The organism is Bradyrhizobium tropiciagri, from assembly GCF_001189845.1.
GTDB classification, from domain to species: domain Bacteria; phylum Pseudomonadota; class Alphaproteobacteria; order Rhizobiales; family Xanthobacteraceae; genus Bradyrhizobium; species Bradyrhizobium tropiciagri.
Genome location: NZ_LFLZ01000036.1, coordinates 1 through 17,428 on the forward strand (window position 1 = coordinate 1; position 17,428 = coordinate 17,428).

A 17,428-nucleotide genomic window follows, 5' to 3' on the forward strand; every position below is an offset into this window, starting at 1 on the left:
GGTGAGGCTATCTCCGCGAGCGAGTGCGTGGAGAGTCCCCCTCACCCGAAACTCAAGCTGGCGCTTGAGTTTCGACCTCTCCCCGCAAGCGGGGCGAGGTGAAGGAAAGTGACGTTCGTTATCTCCAACGCGGACCGCCCATGGCTTTCTACGTCGTCCAGTTCCTGACCGGTCTTGCCAGCGCGGCTTCGCTGTTCCTGGTCGCTTCGGGTCTGTCGATCATCTTCGGCGTGACGCGGATCGTGAATTTTGCGCATGGCGCGTTCTACATGCTCGGCGCCTATGTCGCCTTCACGCTGACCGAGCGTTTTTCCGGCGCGTTCGGCTTCTGGGGCGGCATCATCATCGCCGCGCTCGTCGTCGCCGCGATCGGCGTGCTGGTCGAAATGGTGCTGCTGCGCCGGATCTATCATTCGCCCGAGCTGTTCCAGTTGCTCGCGACCTTCGGCCTCACGCTGATGGTCGAGGACCTCGTGGTGCTGATCTGGGGGCCTGATGACCTGGTCGGGCGCCGCGCGCCGGGCTTCAAGGGCGCGATCGATTTCTTCGGCCAGAATATTCCAAGCTACGACCTGTTCCTGATCGTGCTCGGGCCGGTCGTGCTCGGCGTGCTCTGGCTGTTGTTCCAGCGCACCCGCTGGGGCGTGCTGGTGCGCGCCGCTACGCAGGACCGCGACATGGTTGCGGCGCTCGGCGTCAATCAGAAATGGCTGTTCACGAGCGTATTCGCGCTCGGCGTCTTCCTCGCCGCGCTCGGCGGCGCGCTGCAGATTCCGCGCGACGCGGTCAACCACGCGATGGATCTGCGCGTCATCGTCGAGGTCTTCGTCGTGGTCGTGATCGGTGGCCTCGGCAGCATCATCGGCGCCTTTGTCGCGGCGGTCCTGGTGTCTGAGCTCAACGCGTTCGGCATCCTGATCTTCCCGAAGATCTCCATCATCCTGGTGTTCCTGGTGATGGCGGTGGTGCTGATCGTCCGGCCGTGGGGGCTGTTCGGCAAGCCGGAGGCGCCGGCGCGGCGCACGCCGGGCCTCACGGTCAATCCGTGGCGGCCGCTGACCACGAATGAACGACTTGCGGCGATCGCTGTGCTCATCATCGCCGCCGCGCTGCCGTTCGTTGCCGGCAATTACCTGCTCACCGTAGGTTCCGAGATCGCGATCTTCGTGATCTTCGCGGTCAGCCTGCACTTCCTGATGTCGGTGGGCGGGCTCGCCTCGTTCGGCCACGCGGCGTACTTCGGCCTCGGCGCCTATGGCGTGGCGCTGCTCGTCAAGATGGCCGGCTTGCCGATGATCGCCTGCCTGTTGCTCGGACCGTTGCTCGGGTTGCTTGGTGCCGCCGTGTTCGGCTTCTTCGCGGTGCAGCTCTCGGGCGTCTATTTCGCAATGCTGACCCTGGCGTTTGCCCAGATCGTCTGGTCGATCGCGTTCCAGTGGGTGTCGGTGACCGGCGGCGACAACGGCATTCTCGGCGTCTGGCCGGAGAAATGGGCCGCGAGCCCGTCGCATTTCTACTGGCTCTCGCTCGGCATCGCCGCGCTTGCGGTCGTGATCCTGCGCATCATCGTGTTTTCGCCGTTCGGCTTCGCGCTGCGCGCTGCGCGCGATTCGCCGCTTCGCAGCGAAGCGATCGGCATCAACGGCAAGCGGATCCAGTGGACTGCGTTCGTGATCGCAGGCACGGTCGCCGGCCTCGCCGGCGCGCTGTTCGCCTACCTCAAGGGCAGCGTATTCCCTGACAACATGGGCATCTCGCTGTCGGTCGATGCGCTGGTCATGGTGCTGCTCGGCGGCGTCGAGACGGTGTCGGGCGCGGTGGTCGGTGCCATCGTCTACAAGGCGCTCAACATCTGGCTGGTCAGCCAGACCGATCTCTCCAAGCTGGTGCTTGGCGGTTTCGTCGTGCTGATCGTGGTCGCATTCCCGAAGGGCATCGTCGGCACGTTGGAAGCCTTCATGCATCGCCGGCGCAAATCCTCGTCGTCGGCGTCGTCGCCATTGCTGACCTCCCGCATCGAGAGCGCCGAATGAGCATGGTTCCCACATTGCTGTCGGTCGAGGGGCTGACCAAATCCTACGGCGGCGTGCACGCCGTGCGCGGTGTCTCGTTCGAACTGCGCGCCGGCGAGATCCTGGCGCTGATCGGGCCAAACGGCGCGGGCAAGAGCACTTGCTTCGACATGCTCAACGGCCAGAACATCCCGGACTCCGGCCGCATCCGCGTGCTCGGTGCGGAGACCACCGGCAAGAAGCCGCGCGTGATCTGGCGCATGGGCGTCGGCCGCACCTTCCAGATCGCGGCGACATTCCCGACCATGACAGTGCGCGAGAATGTGCAGGTCGCGCTGGTCTCGCATGGCCAGCAATTGTTCAATCTGTGGGCCTCGACCGCGCGTCACGCGCGCGACGAGGCCGGGCGGCTGCTCGACCTGGTCGGGATGGGTGCCTATGCGGAGCGGCCGTGCGGCGAGCTCGCCTATGGCGACGTCAAGCGGCTGGAGCTTGCGATCGCGCTCGCCAACCAGCCAAAACTGCTGCTGATGGACGAGCCGACCGCGGGCATGGCGCCGCGCGAGCGCGTCGAATTGATGCGGCTGACGGCGCGGATCGCGCGCGAGCAGTCGATCGGCGTGCTGTTCACCGAGCACGACATGGACGTGGTGTTCGAGCATGCCGACCGCATCCTGGTGCTCAACCGCGGCACGTTGATTGCCGAAGGCTCGCCCGAAGAGGTGCGCGGCAATGCCCAGGTGCGGGCGATCTATCTCGGCGAAGGCCTTCTCTACGACGCGCGCCATCGCGAGGGAGCATCGGCATGAAGCTCACGGTGAACGATCTCAACAGCTTCTACGGTCCGGCGCATATCCTGTTCGACATCGCGCTCGAGGTCGGCGAGGGCGAGGTGGTGGCATTGCTCGGCCGCAACGGCGCCGGCAAGTCGACCACGTTCCGCTCCATCGTCGGCCTGGTCGAGAACCGATCCGGTCGCGTGATGTTCGAGGGCAGGGACGTCTCCGATCTTTCGACGCATGCGATCGTGCGCGGCGGCCTCGGCTATGTGCCGGAGGAGCGGCGTATCTTCACGGACCTCACGGTCGAGGAAAATCTCGAGGTCGGCCGTCAGCCGAAGCGGGCGGGCGCGCCGCAATGGGATCGCGAAAAGCTGTTCAAGCTGTTTCCCAATCTCGGCGAGATGCGCGGCCGTCCCGGCGGGCGCATGAGCGGCGGCGAGCAGCAGATGCTGACGATCGCGCGCACCCTGATGGGCAATCCGTCGCTGGTGCTGCTCGATGAGCCGTCGGAGGGACTGTCGCCAAAAATCGTCGAGCAGATGGTCGATGCGATCCTGGCGATGAAGAAAGAGGGCGTCAGCATCGTCGTGTCGGAGCAGAATCTGCATTTCGCCCGGCTGATCTCGGACCGCGCCTACATCATCGAGCGCGGCCGGATCTGCTTCGGCGGCACCATGGCGGAACTCGATGCGCGTCCGGATATCCGCGATGCGCATCTGTCGCTGTAACGGCGAGGTGGAATGATGGCGAGGACTGCTGCACAGAAGCGAAGCGTCAAGGCGGCCAAGCCCGGATACGTGCTCGACGAGCAGATCGGCTTCATCCTGCGCCAGGTGTCGCAGCGTCACGCCGTGATCTTCGCCCGCGAGATCGGCATCAATTTGACGCCGACGCAATGGGCGGCGCTGTCGAAGCTGTCGGAAGTCGGCGCCTGTTCGCAGAATCAGCTCGGGCGGCTGACGTCGATGGACGTTGCAACCATCAAGGGCGTGATCGATCGCCTGACCGCACGCGGCCTGACCGAGACTTCGCCCGATCCCAATGACGGCCGCCGGCTGCTGGTGAGCCTGACGCGCGCCGGCCAGCAGATGGCCGACAAGGCCGCGCCGAATGCGCTGGTCATTTCAAGGGAGACGCTCGCGCCACTCGACGCCAAGGAGCGCGAAACGCTGATCGCGCTGCTGGGGAAATTGCGTTGACACAAATCTAACACCGTCACCCTGAGGTGCTCGCCTCTTCGGCGAGCCTCGAAGGGCGGCGGCCCGGCTTTTGCCGCGCGGACGTAGCCGGGCCGTGCATCCTTCGAGGCTCGCAAGAGCTCGCACCTCAGGATGACGGGTCGTACAATTGCCCCTTACCTCGCCACGATCTCCGGCACTTTCCCCGCCGGCGGCGTGTTGCGGCTGCGCTGGGTGCGGACGATGCCGTCGATGATGGTCATGCCGATGCCCGGGAGATCGCCGAGCTGAACGCTCTCCAGGATGTTCTTGCCCGGCGAATGCTGCGCCTTGTCCATCAGCACGAAATCGGCGGAGCGGCCGACCTCGATCAGGCCGCAATCGAGCTCGCGCATCCGCGCGGTGTTGCCGGTCGCAAGGCAGAACGCGAGCTCGGCAGGCAATTCGCCGAGCGAGGATAGCAGCGAGACCATCCGCAGAATGCCGAGCGGCTGCACGCCGGAGCCGGCCGGCGCGTCGGTGCCGAGGATGACGCGATGCAGATCGCCCATTTCGCGCGCGGTGCGCAGCGTGAACAGCGCCGAGCGTTCATTGCCGTTGTGCACCAGCTCGAGGCCGCGCTTGCAGCCCTCGCAGATGCAGCGGATCTGGTCGTCGGGCAGTGCGGTGTGGCCGCCATTGATATGGCCGACCACGTCGGTGTCGGCCTCCAGCACCACGTCCTTGTCGATCAGCCCGGAGCCGGGGATCGACGGGCCGCCGGTGTGGATCGTGCTTTGAATGCCGTATTTGCGCGCCCAGCCGACCATCTTGCGTGCGGTGGGCCCGTCCTTGACGCCACCGAGCCCGACCTCGCCGAGCAGCTTGACGCCAGCGGCGGCCATTTCCTTGAAATCGTCCTCCACCATCTCGCACTCGATCACCGGCGCGCCGGCATGCACCTTTACGCCGCCCGGCCGCAGCGTCCAGAACGCGCGCTGCGCGAAGATCGCCATCGCTTTCACGCCGACCACGTCGCGCGGCCGCCCGGGCATGTGCACCTCGCCGGCGGAGATCATGGTGGTGACGCCGCCATGCAGGTAGCTGTCGATCCAGTTCATCTGGTTCTGCCGCGGCGTCCAGTCGCCGGCGACGGGATGGACGTGGCTGTCGATCAGGCCGGGCGCGACCGTCGTTCCCATGGCATCGACGATCGTGGTGGCGCCTTCGGTGTCGACGTCCTTGAGGCGGCCGATTGCGGTGATCTTGCCGTTCTCGGCGACGATGGTATCGGCGTCCAGGATCGGCTTCTCGAGTGCTCCCGACAGCAATAGCCCGATATTGCGGATCACCAGCTTGCTGGGGCCGGTGGCCTGGGGCGCGTCGTGAGCCATGGGTGGTTTCCTTCTGCTTTCTTCCGGAATTGCCCGGGAATTTGAGCCCGGCTTGACTTTTCGATCAAGCCGGATTATTCGTTTGTATACGAATGATCGTATACAAACGATCCGGCCGGTCAACAGGGTTCAAGTCCTTCCCCGCCGCAGCACAAATCAGGGATTGGTGCGATGAGCAATTTCAACCAGGAAAGCGTCCTCAGCGTCCACCACTGGACCGACACGCTGTTCTCCTTCAAGACCACCCGCAATCCGTCGTTCCGCTTCCGCAACGGCGAGTTCACCATGATCGGGCTCAAGGTCGGCGAGAAGCCGCTGCTGCGCGCCTACAGCGTCGCCAGCGCGAACTACGAGGACACGCTCGAGTTCTTCTCGATCAAGGTTCCGGACGGCCCGCTGACCTCGCGCCTCCAGCATCTGAAAGAGGGCGACGAGATCATCGTCAGCCGCAAGGCCACCGGCACGCTGGTGATCGATAACCTCGAGGACGGCCGCAACCTCTATCTGATCGGCACCGGCACCGGCCTCGCGCCGTTCCTGAGCGTGATCAAGGATCCCGAGACCTATGACCGGTTCGAGAAGGTCGTGCTGCTGCACGGCTGCCGCCGCGTCAAGGAACTCGCCTATGGCGAGATGATCACCGAAAAGCTGCCGCAGGACGAACTGATCGGCGAGCTCGTGCGCGACCAGCTGGTCTACTACCCGACCGTGACGCGCGATCCGTTCCGCAACCGCGGCCGCATCACCGACCTCATCACCTCGGGCAAGCTGTTCGCCGATATCGGCCTGCCGGCGCTCGATGCCGCGCATGACCGCGTCATGATCTGCGGTTCGCCGGCGCTGGTCGCCGACACCCGCACGCTGCTGAACGGCCGCGGCTTCGTCGAAGGCAATCACGGCGAGCCGGCACAGTTCGTGGTGGAGAAGGCGTTCGCCGAGCGCTGAATTTTCGCACCGTCATTGCAAGCGAAGCAATCCATTATCACCGAGCGCGCGGAGGGATGGATTGCTTCGTCGCTCCGCTCCTCGCAATGACGTGGGCAGAGCGGTGCATGATCAAGGCCTGACCGCCGGCGTCTCCACCGGCATGCCGCGTGCCCGCGACATCAGGTAGAGCTCGAGCTCCACCAGCTCTAGCGAGCCGTAATCATAGGCCTGCGCGCGGATTCCGGTGATGCAGGCGCGCAGCCGCCGCTGCAACGACCCGAGCGCCTGCCATTCCAGCCGGTATAGCGGATAGCCGGTCGGTTGTCCCTGCGTGATCGCGCTGCCGGCGAGCTTCTTGTCCCAATTGTCGTCGTGGCAGTTGGCACAGGCCAGATTGAGCTGGCCCTGCCGCTGCACGAACAGCGCGTGGCCCTTCTCGACGAACGGCGCGAGCTCCGGATCGTCGCCGGGCGCGATCGGCACGCCGCGCGATTGCTGCGCGACGTAGGCTGATAGCGCCAGCAGCTCGCGGCTTTCATAGGCAAACGGCGAGGCCTGCTGGTGGTTGGTGCGGCAGAGGTTGATCCGCCCTTCGAGGTCGACCGGTCTTCCCAGCGCCTTCTCGAAGGCCGGATAATGCGCCGCGACGCCTTTCATGCTGAGGCGTGCGTCATGATGGCAGTCGGCGCAGGCCTTGTCCGCGGTGCCGGCCTTGCGCTTCCACAGCGTCTCGCCGTCGAGCACCGAGAGCATCCCGGGATTGTCGGTGTCCTCGTCCTGCATCGCCTTGGTGTCGGCGCTCATGAAGCCGTAGCCGGAGCGGCGCTCTGCTTGCGGAATCTCGGCGGCGAGCGCTGCGCCCGCCATTGCCGTCAGCAGCGCGATGCAGGCCGCAATCCTCATTCGACCGTGATCGAAGCCTGTGCGGTCTCCGAAAATCCCTTGTCGCCGATCCATTCGAACTCGAACTTGCCGCTCTCGGTCACTGTGGTGAAGAAAGTGATGAACGGATTGGCGGCGATCGCCGGAAACAGATCGGCGCGGAACACTTCGGTGCCGTTGAAGCGGCAGGTGAAGCTGGTGATGATGTCGCGCGGCACCACGCTGCCGGATGCGGTGTGGCGATAGCCGGTCTCCATGATGTGCGACATCAGCGTCTTGATTTCGATCACGTCGCCGCGCTTGGCCTTCTTCGGCACGTTGATCAGGGCCGACGGCATCAGATCGCCTCCTCGGTGCAGGCGGCGAGCGTCACCACGACGTCTGCGGTCACCGACCAGAAGGTGTCGTCGGACAGCCGCGCAATAGCCGTGACCTTCTGGCTGTCGGCAAGGCGGATGCGGGTCGAGACCTGGGCGCGGCCGGCGCGCGGCCCGAGATAGAAATTGCCGATATTCGGTTGCGGGTTCTTCTCGTTGAAGACGTGGATGCTCTTCACATACTCGTCCGCCGTCATCGGGCTGGTCACGCTGACCGTCATCGGCACGGTGTTGCCGTTCTCGACCAGCGGCGGGATGTCGAGCTTGACCTTGCCACTGCGCACATTGGCTTCGCCCACGACGTTGCGGATCGCGGCCTGCAGCATCGCTGGCGTCGCGTTGGCGGGGCGCACGATCACCATTGCCGCGGCACCGCCGGTGATGCCGAAAAACGTTCGCCGCGTGTGCTCAGAATTCGCCATCGCTTGGTCCTAGTTGCGCAGTGTCACCAGATAAGCCACGATATCCTCGATCTGCTCTGCCGACAGGATCGGCTTGCCGCGCCATGAATTGCCGACGCGCGTGAAGCCGTCGACGCGGTAATAGGACGGCATGATCGTCGTCGCATTGAGATGCGCCGCACCGACCAGGCGGAGCCGCAGTTGCCCTTCCGACCAGCGGCCGCCGCTGCCGGCGAGGTTCGGCGCGAGGTCGCCCTGGAACGCCTGTTCGGGAAATGGGCCGCTGTGGCAGAGGATGCAAGTGCTGGAACGCTCGACCACGAGCGCACGGCCGCGAGTGGCGTCGCCCCTGGTTCCCGTCAGCGATTGCGGTATCGCATCGCCCACGATGGTGTACGGCCGCAGTTCCTCGGCGCCCCCGGGTGCGCAGGCTGCGAACAGTCCCGCGGCAAGCAGCATCGTGAGGGAGAGTCTAGCCAAAGGTATCTGCCGTGATGGTCTTGAACCACTCGATCGCCTGATCGGCCTCGCGCTGGCGCACCTCGCGCGGGGCGTCGACCGGGCTCGTGGTCACCTCGGCCTCGGCATATTGATCTTCCTTGGGCTGATAGATGCCTTTCAGCGAGAAGGCGTAGCAGGAGCGACCGTGTTGTAGCAGGCGCCGTCGAGCCGCGGCGCGTCCTGTGCCTTGCCCGCAAGTGCGTTGACGATCGCCGCCGCGCAGGCCCGGCCTTGCGCCGCCGCGGCCGAGGCGGATTTCGGGATGCCGCCGGCGATCGCGGCATCGCCGATGACGTGGACATTTGGCATGAGCTTCGAGGCAAAGGTCACCGGATCGATCGGGCACCAGCCGGTGTGGTCGGCGGCGCCGGCGATCTCGGCGATGCGGCCGGCGCGCTGCGGCGGTATCACGTTGGCAACTGCGGCGGTGTAGTTGCCGAAATCGGTGACGATCTCGTTGGTCGCCGGATCGACCGACGTGACGCGGCCGCCCTGCGACAGCGCGATGCGCTCGATCATGCCGGGATAGAGCTCCGACCAGGCCTTCTCGAACAGTTTTTGCTGCGAGTAATTGTCCTTGGCGTCGAGCACCAGGATTTTCGACTTCGGCTTCCTGGCTTTCAGGTAATGCGCGATCAGGCTGGCGCGCTCGTAAGGTGCGGGCGGACAGCGCATCGGCGCGGCCGGCACCGCGATGACGACGAGGCCGCCATCGTCCATCGCCTCGAGCTGCCGGCGCAGCAGCATGGTCTGCTCGCCGGCCTTCCAGGCGTGCGGCATCTTCTCGGTCGCCGCCTCGTCATAGCCGGGCAGGGCATCGAAGTGCATGTCGATGCCGGGGGCCAGCACAAGCCGGTCGTAGGAGAGAACAGTGCCGTCAGCGAGCGCGATCGTGCGCGCCTGCGCGTCGACCTTGCTGGCCGCCTGCGCGGCGACCGTGATGCCATCGGCTGCGACCCTGTCATAGGTGAATTGCTGTGCCGGGAGCTCACGCAAGCCTGCGATCACCTCGTTGCTGAATGGGCAGGCGGTAAAAGTCCTGTTCGGCTCGATCAGCGTGACCTGGAGTTTTGCATCGAGCCGCCGCAGCGCCCACGCGCAGGCCGTGCCGCCGAAGCCGCCGCCGATCACAGTGATGCGCGGTACAGCTTGCGCCAGCGCCGGACGCGCCAGTGCTGCCGCCGCTGCGACGGCAGCGGCGCCACGGACCACATCCCTGCGCGTCTGATGACGCGTGACGGCCATGCACGAGAATCCGAATAAGGAAGCGGCGGCCGCTCGGGCCGCCGCTTCCGGTTGATCAGGCGAAGGAGATGTTCTGGTTGCGCAGCGGGAACGAGCGGATGCGCTTTCCCGTCGCCGCGAAATAGGCGTTCAGCACCGCCGGCGCCGCAACGCCGATGGTCGGCTCGCCGACGCCGCCCCAGAATCCGCCGCTCGGCACCATCACCGCTTCGACCTTCGGCATTTCGTTGATGCGCATCGAGTTGTAGGTGTCGAAATTGGTCTGCTCGATGCGGCCGTCCTTCACGGTACAGCCGCCATAGAACAGCGCGCTGAGGCCGTAGACGAAGGAGCCCGCGATCTGCCGCTCCACCTGCGCCGGATTGACGACATAGCCGGGATCGGTGGAGGCGACGATGCGATGCACCTTGATCTTGCTGCCGTCGGTCACCGAGATCTCGGCGGCGCCGGCAACATAGCTGCCATAGCCCATCACCTGCGCGATGCCCCGATAGACGCCCTGCGGCGCCGGTGTGCCCCAGCCGATCTTCTCGGCCACGGCGTTGAGCACGGCGAGATGCTTGGGGTGCTTGCCCATCAGTTTGCGGCGGAATTCGAGCGGGTCCTGGCCGGCGGCCAAGGCGAGCTCGTCCATGAAGCACTCCATGTAGATCGCGTTGTGATTGACGTTGACGCCGCGCCAGAAGCCCGGCGGGACGTGCGGGTTGCGCATCGAATGCTCGACCAGCAGATTCGGCACCGAGTAGCCGATCGCGGCCTCGCCGGATTGCGCGACGCCCTGGAACGCGGCGGGGTCCATGCCGTTCTGCAGCGCTTCCGGGCGCACCGAGAACAGGATGGATTGGCCCGACAGCCGGTAATGCAGCGCGACCAGATTGTTGTCGGCATCGAATGCGCCGGTCAGCTTGCACTGCGTGACCGGGTGATACTTGCCGTGCTGCATGTCCTCTTCGCGCGACCATAGCAGCTTGACCGGCGTGCCCGGCATCTGCTTGGCGATCGCTACCGCCTGCCGGACATAGTCGGTCATGCCGCGCCGGCCGAAGCCGCCGCCGAGCATCAGCTTGTGCACGTCGACCTTCTCGGCCGGCAGGCCGGAGGCCTCCAGCGCTGCCGCGAACGCCGCTTCGCCGTTCTGCGTGCCACACCACACCTCGCATTTATCTGGCGTATAGAGCACGGTGGCGTTCATCGGCTCCATCGTGGCGTGGTTCTGGTAGGGGTAGCTGTAGACAGCTTCCACCTTCTTGGCCGCGCTCGCGATCGCGGCCTTGGCGTCGCCGTTCTGGTTGCCGACATAGGCCGGCTGCGCGTTGTCGAGACCCTCGGCAAGCCATTTCGCGATCGTCTCGCTGGAGACCTTTGCGTTGTCGCCTTCGTCCCAGACTATCGGCAGCGCATCCAGCGCGGTCTTGGCGTGCCACCAGGTGTCGGCGACGACGGCAACGGCACTGTCGCCGACCGGCATCACCTTCTTGACGCCCTTCATGCCTGATATCTTGGCCTCGTCAAAGCTCTTCACCTTGCCGCCGAACACCGGGCAATCCTTGATCGCGGCGTTCAGCATGCCCGGCAGCTTGACGTCGATGCCGTAGATCATCTTGCCGGTGGTCTTGTCCACGGTGTCGAGCCGCTTCAGGCCCTTGCCGGCGATGGTCCAGTCCTTCGGGTCCTTCAGCTTGACGTCGGCCGGCGGCTCGAGCTTGGCGGCGGCCTCGGCGACCTTGCCGTAGGTCGTGGTCTTGCCCGACGCCGTGTGGGTAATGACGCCGTTGGAGACCTTGCACTCGGTGGCCGGCACCTTCCACTCATTGGCGGCGGCCTGGATCAGCATCTCGCGCGCGGTGGCGCCGCCCTTGCGGACATAGTCCTGCGAGGTGCGGATGCCGCGGCTGCCGCCGGTCGAGAAATCGCCCCAGGCGCGCTTGCGGGCGACGCTCTGGCCTGGCGTCGGATATTCTGTGGTGACCTTCGACCAGTCGCATTCCAACTCCTCGGCGACGAGCTGGGCGAGGCCGGTCAGCGTGCCCTGGCCCATCTCGGAGCGGGCGATGCGGATCACCACGGTATCGTCGGGCCGGATCACGACCCAGGCGTTGACCTCAGGCGCGCCGTCGGCTGCGCGCACCACGGCGGGACCGCCGAACGGCAGATCGAGGCCGAGCGCGAGCCGGCGCCGGCGGTGGCCGTGCCGATCACGAAGGCGCGGCGGTTGAGTTTCGGCATGACGTGCTGGTTGACTTGCAGATTCATCGCTGCCTCCTCACGCGTTCGCGGCAGCATGGATCGCCTCGCGCACCTGCTGGAAGGTGCCGCAGCGGCAGATATTGGTGATGGCGTCGTTGATGTCGTCGTCTGATGGCTTCGGGTTCTCCTTCAGCAGCGCCGCGACGGCCATGATCATGCCGCTCTGGCAATAGCCGCATTGCGGCACGTCGCTTGCGATCCAGGCGAGCTGCACCTTGTGCATCACGCCGCCCGCTGCGAGACCCTCGATCGTGGTGATGTCCTTGCCGGCCACCTCGCCGACCGTGACACCGCAGGAGCGCATCGCGACCCCGTCGACATGCACGGTGCAGGCGCCGCATTGTGCAATGCCGCAACCGTATTTGGTCCCCGTCAGTCCGACATTCTCTCTGATCGCCCACAGCAGTGGCGTGTCGTCCTCGACGTCTACCGTGGTTGTCTTGCCGTTAACTTTGAGGTTTGCCATCGCTTTCCCCTGAATGGTCCGATCCTCCGATCGGACTTCAGCGCGATGTTGGCCTCGAAACTGGAACGGTTCAAATCAAGAATATGCGCTTGCAGCGCGGAAGAAAGTTGATGCCGCGGTGTATGGTCGCGCCCCTGCGCGCGTTACATGCCTGTTATGTCTTTTGCGGTGATGCGACAGCCAAACGCAGGAAGCTCATGACGCTGCCGAGCGCGGCAAATCCAGCACCCAATGCCAGCGCGACGGTGGCGCCCTCGCGATCGGCGAGTGCAAAGCAGAGCGCGGCGAGTGCGGCGCCGGTGGTCTGCCCGATCAGCCGCGCGGTCGCAACGATGCCGCTGGCGCTGCCGCTGCGATGCGACGGCGCGCTCGACATGATCGCCTTCATGTTGGGGGTCTGGAAGAAGCCGAAACCGATGCCGCAGATCATGGTGCGCCAGACGATGTTGGCGACGCTGGGCTCCGGCGGCAGGGTCGCGAGCAGCACCATGCCAAGCCCGAGCAGCAGCATGCCGATGCCGCCGAGGATGCCGGCCGGATAGCGGTCGGACAGCCGGCCGCCGATCGGCGCCATGAAGGCAACCACCAGCGGCCAGGGCGTCATGAAGAAGCCGGTCTCGACCTGCGAGCGGTGCAGTATGTCTTCGAAGTAGAACGGCAGGGAGACGAAGGCGAGGCCCTGCACAGCGAATGAGCAGACCGCGGTCGCGGCCGACAGCGCGAAGATCGGCCGGCGGAACAGGTCGATCGGCAGCATCGGCGCCGGATGATCGGCATGCCGCCGGGTCAGGATCCAGCCAAACACGATCGCGCCGACCAGCTCTGCAATGACCAGCGCCGGCGCTGCCTTGTGCGCGGCGCTGCCGATGCCGATGATGAACAGGCCGAGGCAGGCGCAGGCCAGCGCTGCGCCGAGGAAGTCGAAGGCGTGTTTGGCGCGCGGCGTCGTCGGCAGCGTCTTCAGGCCGATCAGCAATGCGACGATGCCGAAGGGAAGGTTGACGGCGAACAGCCAGGGCCAGGTCCCGAGCGCGAGGATGCCGGAGGCAATGGTTGGTCCCAATGTAAACGCGGTCGCAACCACAAGCGCGTTGTGGCCGAAGCCGCGACCGTGCATCCGGCTCGGATAGACGAAGCGCACCAGCGCGGTGTTGACGCTCATCAGGCCGCTGGCGCCGAGGCCCTGCAGGGTCCGCGCGACAAGGAGGCTCGGCAGCGACCACGCCAACGCACAGCCGAGTGACGCCAATGTGAACAGCAGGAGGCCGCCGAGATAGATCCGCTGATGGCCGACGATTTCGCCGAGCGCGCCGAGCGGCAGCAGCGTCGCGACCAGGGCGATCTGATAGACGTTGACGACCCAGACCACCTCCGCAGGGCTGACATGCAGATCACTGGCGATCGCGGGCAGCGCGATGTTGGCGATCGCGGTGTCGAGCGAGGCCATCGCCAGCGCCGTGAAGATCGCGGCCACCGCCCAGCGCCGCCTTTCCCAAGGCAGTCCATCGGTGATCGGCGCGGCTGCCGCGCCGGTGATCGGGGTCTTCTCGAGCATGCCTGAAAATGTCTCCGGGATCGCCGTGTACTACGCCGGCATCCCGTTCCCCAGCCGCGCCATTGCATGATGCGTATGCGAAGCGGCCTTGTCGGAATCATGTCTATCCTCAAACTCACCCGTCATCGTCCGGCTCGACCGGGCGATCCAGTACGCTGCGGCCTCTCGGTTCAAGCGCAAACGTCTCTGGAATGCTGGATCGCCCGGTCGAGCCGGACGATGACACGGAACAAGCTGTTTGACAGCTGAAAGGCGTTTGACAGTTGAATCAGAATCTACTGCAACGCCATTCCCGACGTCTTGACGACGGTGGTCAGCTTCTGCTGATCGGCCTTCATCAGCGCGGCGAGCTCATCGAGTGACATCGGCTTGCCCGGAATGTTGGCGATCGAGAGTTGGCGCTGCACGTCGGGGTTCTGCAACGCCTTGTTGATCGCCGCATTGATTTTCGCAAGCAGCGGCGCGGCGTCGCGGCCGGCAGGTAGATCCCGTACCAGGGCACGTAGGCGGCTTCCGTGAAGCCGGCTTCCGCAATCGTCGGGACGTCCGGCAGATCGGGGACGCGCTTGTCGGTGAACACCGCGAGCGGCTTGACGCTGCCGACCTTGATGTGCGGCAGCGCGAGCTCGAGCGAGACGATCTCGAAATGCATCAGGTTGGTCATCAGGTCGATCAAGGCCTGCGGCTGGCCCTTGTAGCCGACATTGGTCAGCTTGATGCCGGCGACCTGAAACAGCTTCTGCGCGCTGAGGTCGATCGACGATCCGGTGCCGGGATTGCCGAAGTTGAATTGTCCGGGCTGCTTGCGGGCGAGCTCGACGAATTCGCCGATGCTCTTCACCGGCATCGACGGATGCACGAGCGCCACGCTTTGATTCCAGACCGCAAGGCCGACGCACGTGAAGTCCTTGGCCGCGTTCCAGCCGGCATCCTTGTAGAGGTCGGGGTTGACCAGCAGCGCGGGGCCGGTGACGAGCCAGGTGTAGCCGTCCGGCTCGCTGCGCGCGACCGCAGCGGTGCCGATATTGCTGTTGGCGCCGGGGCGCGCCTCCACCACCACGGTCTGCTTCCAGTCACGGCCGACCTGCTCGGTCACCGCGCGCGCAACGATATCGACGATGCCGCCGGCGGGGTAGGGCACGATGATGTGGATCGGCCGGCTCGGATAATTGTCCTGCGCCCGCACGCCGATGCTGCAGCTCAGCGCCGTGATCGTACCCACGAGCAAGGCGATCGCGGTCGTGATGCCACGCATGTCTCCCTCCCCAGATCTGCCGCATCGTTCGTTGCGATGCGTGTTCTAGTAATTCGTCACCAGCGAGCGGATGCTGCGGGCGAGCCCGAGGATACGCGGCCCGCACTCGCGCTCGATCTGCTCGGCGCTGAAGCGGAACGAGGGGATGCCGCAATTGACCGACAGGCATTCGCCGGCGGGTGTGCGATAGAGCGGCGCGGCGACGCCGAAGATCTCGCGCCGCCATTCGCCGAGCGAGATCGCAAAGCCGCGCTCGTTGCAGAGCTCGACGTCCGGCAGCGTGCGCCGCTCGACATAGTCGAGCTCCTCGGGACGCTCGGCCTTGACGCGCGCGACATAGGCGTCGCGTTCGTCCTGCGTGAACAGCGACAGCAAAGCGCGCCCGACCGCGGTCGGTGCCAGCGAGGAGACGAAGCCGACGTCAGGCACGTGCGGCAATGCGTCCGTGGTGCGAAGCGTCTCGACATAGATGAAGTCGAGCCCGAACGGCATCGCGATCGATACCGTGCCGCCGGTGTAGGCGGCGAAGTCGCGCATCAGCGGCCGCGCGAGCTGGCGGACCTTGAGCGACGACAGCACTGGATAGGCGGCGGCGAGCACGCCCAGCCCGAGCACGAAACGGCCCTTGGCGTCGCGCTTGAGATAGCCGAGCTGCTCCAGCGTGTAGGTCAGGCGCGAGACGGTCGGCCGCGACAGGCCGGTGTGCTCGGCAAGCTCCGCATTCGACAGCGGACCGGCATGGTTGCGGAACGCGGCCAGCACATCGAGCCCGTGCGCCAGGGTGGTCGCAAAGGACGGATCGGTTTGGGGTTCGAGCGAGGACAATGCCGCCATACGAAATAATGGTCATAAAGAGACATAGATGTCAACATATCGAAATGAATTTGCAAATCGTTTCGATATGGGCTTATCTCTCGCCCAAAAGGCGGGAGGCGGTATGGATTTCGATCTGTCCGAGCGGTCGGAGCGTTGGCGGCGGGATCTGTCGGCCTTCTTCGAGAAGGAGGTGCTGCCGCGCCATCGCGCCTGGCTCGACCACGTCCGCGCGCAGAGCGACGCGCCGCCCTTCATGGCCGGGCTGCAGCAGAAAGCGCGCGCAGCGGGCCTGTGGAATCTCGGCCTGCCTGAACTTGCCGACGATGAGCCGGGTACGCGGCTTTCCAATCTCGACTACGCGCCGCTGGCGGAGATCATGGGGCGGCTGTTCTGGGCGCCGGAGGTGTTCAACTGCCAGCGCCCGATGTGCCGAACATGATCGCGTTGCAGAATTGCGCGACGCCGGAACAGAAGACGCGCTGGCTGGCGCCGCTGCTCAACGCCGAGACGCGCTCCGCCTTCGGCATGACCGAGCCCGATGTGGCGTCGTCGGATGCCACCAACATTGCGACAAGGATGGTGCGCGACGGCGACCACTACGTCATCAACGGCCGCAAGTGGTTCATCACCGGTGCCGCGCATCCCCGTTGCAGCTTCCTGATCGTGATGGGGGTGACGGATGCCGGCGCCGAGCGCACCAGCCGGCATTCCTGCATCATCGTGCCGATGGATGCGCCCGGCGTGCGGCTGGTGCGGCGGCTGCGCTGGATGGGCTGCGAAGATCATGTCGCGCCGATCGGCGAGCTGGTGTTCGAGAATGTGCAGGTGCCCGTGGAAAACCTGCTCGGCGCCGAGGGCGAGGGCTTCAAGGTCGCGCAGGTCCGGCTCGGGCCGGCGCGTATCCACCACTGCATGCGCTCGATCGGGCTCTGCGAGCTGCTGATCGAATTGATGATGGCGCGCGCCGCCGAGCGCAGCGCATTCGGCCGCACCGTGATCCAGTACGACACCGTGCAGCGCTGGATCGCCGAAGCCCGCGTCGAGCTGGAGCAGGCGCGGCTGCTCGCCTATCGCTGCGCCTGGCGGCTGGATCAGGCCGGTCATCATGGCGCCTGGCGCGACGTCTCGCTGATCAAGGTCGCGGTGCCGGCGATGCTGCAGAAGATCGCCGACCGCGCCATGCAGGTGTTCGGCGCGATGGGCGGCTCCGACGACACGCCGATCCATCAGGCGCTGGCCTGGGGACGGCTGCTCCGGATCGGCGACGGGCCCGACGAGGTGCATCTGCGGCAGATCTTCCGGATGGAGCCGATGCCGGACTGGTCGATCGCCAACTCGCCCTATCTTGCTGCACATCCCGCCTGAGCGGCGCTACAGTATCCACCGAATTATCCTGAACGAGGCGCCTTCC

16 protein-coding genes and 2 pseudogenes are annotated in these 17,428 nt (G+C 65.6%); 7 read left to right on the forward strand and 11 right to left on the reverse strand.

Annotated elements, in window-relative coordinates; genetic code table 11:
• Nucleotides 1-140: 140 nt before the first annotated feature.
• From AKN84_RS25730 to AKN84_RS25745, 4 genes are read left to right on the forward strand one after another with little or no spacing between them, the layout of a single operon-like run.
• On the forward strand, nt 141-2,033 hold the full coding sequence (locus AKN84_RS25730) for an ABC transporter permease (RefSeq protein WP_050423384.1): 1,893 nt from the start codon (nt 141-143) through the stop codon (nt 2,031-2,033).
• The gene (locus AKN84_RS25735) at nt 2,030-2,821 is read left to right on the forward strand and encodes an ABC transporter ATP-binding protein (RefSeq protein WP_050423385.1); all 792 of its coding nucleotides are present in this window, start codon (nt 2,030-2,032) and stop codon (nt 2,819-2,821) included. Before AKN84_RS25730 ends, AKN84_RS25735 begins: the two co-directional genes overlap by 4 nt.
• On the forward strand, nt 2,818-3,522 hold the full coding sequence (locus tag AKN84_RS25740; RefSeq protein ID WP_050423386.1) for an ABC transporter ATP-binding protein: 705 nt from the start codon (nt 2,818-2,820) through the stop codon (nt 3,520-3,522). Before AKN84_RS25735 ends, AKN84_RS25740 begins: the two co-directional genes overlap by 4 nt.
• Nucleotides 3,523-3,537: 15 nt before the next feature.
• The gene (locus AKN84_RS25745; RefSeq protein WP_050423437.1) at nt 3,538-3,993 is read left to right on the forward strand and encodes a MarR family winged helix-turn-helix transcriptional regulator; all 456 of its coding nucleotides are present in this window, start codon (nt 3,538-3,540) and stop codon (nt 3,991-3,993) included.
• Nucleotides 3,994-4,148: 155 nt separating this feature from the next.
• On the opposite strand, the gene AKN84_RS25750 is transcribed toward AKN84_RS25745, so the two are convergent.
• Nucleotides 4,149-5,345 (reverse strand): amidohydrolase family protein, encoded by a 1,197-nt coding sequence (locus AKN84_RS25750; RefSeq protein WP_050423387.1) that lies wholly within the window; start codon nt 5,343-5,345, stop codon nt 4,149-4,151.
• Between the two features lie 171 nt (nt 5,346-5,516).
• Here AKN84_RS25750 and AKN84_RS25755 point away from each other — a divergent pair, with 171 nt between their 5' ends.
• On the forward strand, nt 5,517-6,290 hold the full coding sequence (locus tag AKN84_RS25755) for a ferredoxin--NADP reductase (protein WP_050423388.1): 774 nt from the start codon (nt 5,517-5,519) through the stop codon (nt 6,288-6,290).
• Nucleotides 6,291-6,401: 111 nt separating this feature from the next.
• Here the strand turns inward: AKN84_RS25755 and soxA are convergent, their stop codons facing one another.
• From soxA to AKN84_RS25805, 10 genes and pseudogenes are all read right to left on the reverse strand, one after another.
• Nucleotides 6,402-7,175, reverse strand: coding sequence for a sulfur oxidation c-type cytochrome SoxA (soxA, locus tag AKN84_RS25760; RefSeq protein ID WP_050423389.1), 774 nt, complete (start codon nt 7,173-7,175; stop codon nt 6,402-6,404).
• Nucleotides 7,172-7,492 (reverse strand): thiosulfate oxidation carrier complex protein SoxZ, encoded by a 321-nt coding sequence (gene soxZ, locus AKN84_RS25765; protein ID WP_050423390.1) that lies wholly within the window; start codon nt 7,490-7,492, stop codon nt 7,172-7,174. The genes soxA and soxZ overlap by 4 nt, the downstream gene beginning before the upstream one ends.
• Nucleotides 7,492-7,953: a SoxY-related AACIE arm protein gene (locus AKN84_RS25770; protein WP_050423391.1), complete on the reverse strand. Its 462-nt coding sequence runs from the start codon at nt 7,951-7,953 to the stop codon at nt 7,492-7,494. The genes soxZ and AKN84_RS25770 overlap by 1 nt, the downstream gene beginning before the upstream one ends.
• A gap of 9 nt (nt 7,954-7,962) precedes the next feature.
• Nucleotides 7,963-8,391 carry a sulfur oxidation c-type cytochrome SoxX gene (gene soxX, locus AKN84_RS25775; protein WP_050423392.1) on the reverse strand — a complete coding sequence of 143 codons (429 nt, stop codon included), beginning with the start codon at nt 8,389-8,391 and terminating at the stop codon, nt 7,963-7,965.
• A gap of 13 nt (nt 8,392-8,404) precedes the next feature.
• A pseudogene (locus tag AKN84_RS25780) lies at nt 8,405-9,678 on the reverse strand (FCSD flavin-binding domain-containing protein).
• Nucleotides 9,679-9,733: 55 nt separating this feature from the next.
• Nucleotides 9,734-11,931: pseudogene (locus AKN84_RS25785) on the reverse strand (xanthine dehydrogenase family protein molybdopterin-binding subunit).
• 10 nt (nt 11,932-11,941) lie between these two features.
• Nucleotides 11,942-12,391, reverse strand: a complete 450-nt coding sequence (locus AKN84_RS25790) for a (2Fe-2S)-binding protein (RefSeq protein ID WP_050423393.1) — start codon at nt 12,389-12,391, stop codon at nt 11,942-11,944.
• Nucleotides 12,392-12,545: 154 nt separating this feature from the next.
• Complete coding sequence (locus AKN84_RS25795; RefSeq protein WP_050423394.1) at nt 12,546-13,946, reverse strand: MFS transporter; 1,401 nt, start codon at nt 13,944-13,946, stop codon at nt 12,546-12,548.
• A 337-nt stretch (nt 13,947-14,283) separates the two neighbouring features.
• A complete protein-coding gene (locus AKN84_RS25800; RefSeq protein WP_050423395.1) occupies nt 14,284-15,201 on the reverse strand; it encodes a Bug family tripartite tricarboxylate transporter substrate binding protein in 918 nt (305 codons plus the stop codon).
• Nucleotides 15,202-15,246: 45 nt separating this feature from the next.
• Nucleotides 15,247-16,035, reverse strand: coding sequence for an IclR family transcriptional regulator (locus tag AKN84_RS25805; protein ID WP_050423396.1), 789 nt, complete (start codon nt 16,033-16,035; stop codon nt 15,247-15,249).
• Nucleotides 16,036-16,138: 103 nt separating this feature from the next.
• Between AKN84_RS25805 and AKN84_RS49310 the strand changes: the two genes are divergently transcribed.
• A complete protein-coding gene (locus AKN84_RS49310; RefSeq protein ID WP_244485488.1) occupies nt 16,139-16,456 on the forward strand; it encodes an acyl-CoA dehydrogenase family protein in 318 nt (105 codons plus the stop codon).
• Nucleotides 16,453-17,382, forward strand: a complete 930-nt coding sequence (locus AKN84_RS25810; protein WP_244485489.1) for an acyl-CoA dehydrogenase family protein — start codon at nt 16,453-16,455, stop codon at nt 17,380-17,382. Before AKN84_RS49310 ends, AKN84_RS25810 begins: the two co-directional genes overlap by 4 nt.
• Nucleotides 17,383-17,428 lie beyond the last annotated feature (46 nt).

Bases quoted from the DNA above. Each gene is read 5' to 3' on its own strand.
- AKN84_RS25730 (WP_050423384.1), top strand. From the start codon at position 141: ATGGCTTTCTACGTCGTCCAGTTCCTGACCGGTCTTGCCAGCGCGGCT.
- AKN84_RS25735 (WP_050423385.1), top strand. From the start codon at position 2,030: ATGAGCATGGTTCCCACATTGCTGTCGGTCGAGGGGCTGACCAAATCC.
- AKN84_RS25740 (WP_050423386.1), top strand. From the start codon at position 2,818: ATGAAGCTCACGGTGAACGATCTCAACAGCTTCTACGGTCCGGCGCAT.
- AKN84_RS25745 (WP_050423437.1), top strand. From the start codon at position 3,538: ATGGCGAGGACTGCTGCACAGAAGCGAAGCGTCAAGGCGGCCAAGCCC.
- AKN84_RS25750 (WP_050423387.1), bottom strand. From the start codon at position 5,345: ATGGCTCACGACGCGCCCCAGGCCACCGGCCCCAGCAAGCTGGTGATC.
- AKN84_RS25755 (WP_050423388.1), top strand. From the start codon at position 5,517: ATGAGCAATTTCAACCAGGAAAGCGTCCTCAGCGTCCACCACTGGACC.
- soxA (WP_050423389.1), bottom strand. From the start codon at position 7,175: ATGAGGATTGCGGCCTGCATCGCGCTGCTGACGGCAATGGCGGGCGCA.
- soxZ (WP_050423390.1), bottom strand. From the start codon at position 7,492: ATGCCGTCGGCCCTGATCAACGTGCCGAAGAAGGCCAAGCGCGGCGAC.
- AKN84_RS25770 (WP_050423391.1), bottom strand. From the start codon at position 7,953: ATGGCGAATTCTGAGCACACGCGGCGAACGTTTTTCGGCATCACCGGC.
- soxX (WP_050423392.1), bottom strand. From the start codon at position 8,391: ATGCTGCTTGCCGCGGGACTGTTCGCAGCCTGCGCACCCGGGGGCGCC.
- AKN84_RS25790 (WP_050423393.1), bottom strand. From the start codon at position 12,391: ATGGCAAACCTCAAAGTTAACGGCAAGACAACCACGGTAGACGTCGAG.
- AKN84_RS25795 (WP_050423394.1), bottom strand. From the start codon at position 13,946: ATGCTCGAGAAGACCCCGATCACCGGCGCGGCAGCCGCGCCGATCACC.
- AKN84_RS25800 (WP_050423395.1), bottom strand. From the start codon at position 15,201: ATGCGTGGCATCACGACCGCGATCGCCTTGCTCGTGGGTACGATCACG.
- AKN84_RS25805 (WP_050423396.1), bottom strand. From the start codon at position 16,035: ATGGCGGCATTGTCCTCGCTCGAACCCCAAACCGATCCGTCCTTTGCG.
- AKN84_RS49310 (WP_244485488.1), top strand. From the start codon at position 16,139: ATGGATTTCGATCTGTCCGAGCGGTCGGAGCGTTGGCGGCGGGATCTG.
- AKN84_RS25810 (WP_244485489.1), top strand. From the start codon at position 16,453: ATGATCGCGTTGCAGAATTGCGCGACGCCGGAACAGAAGACGCGCTGG.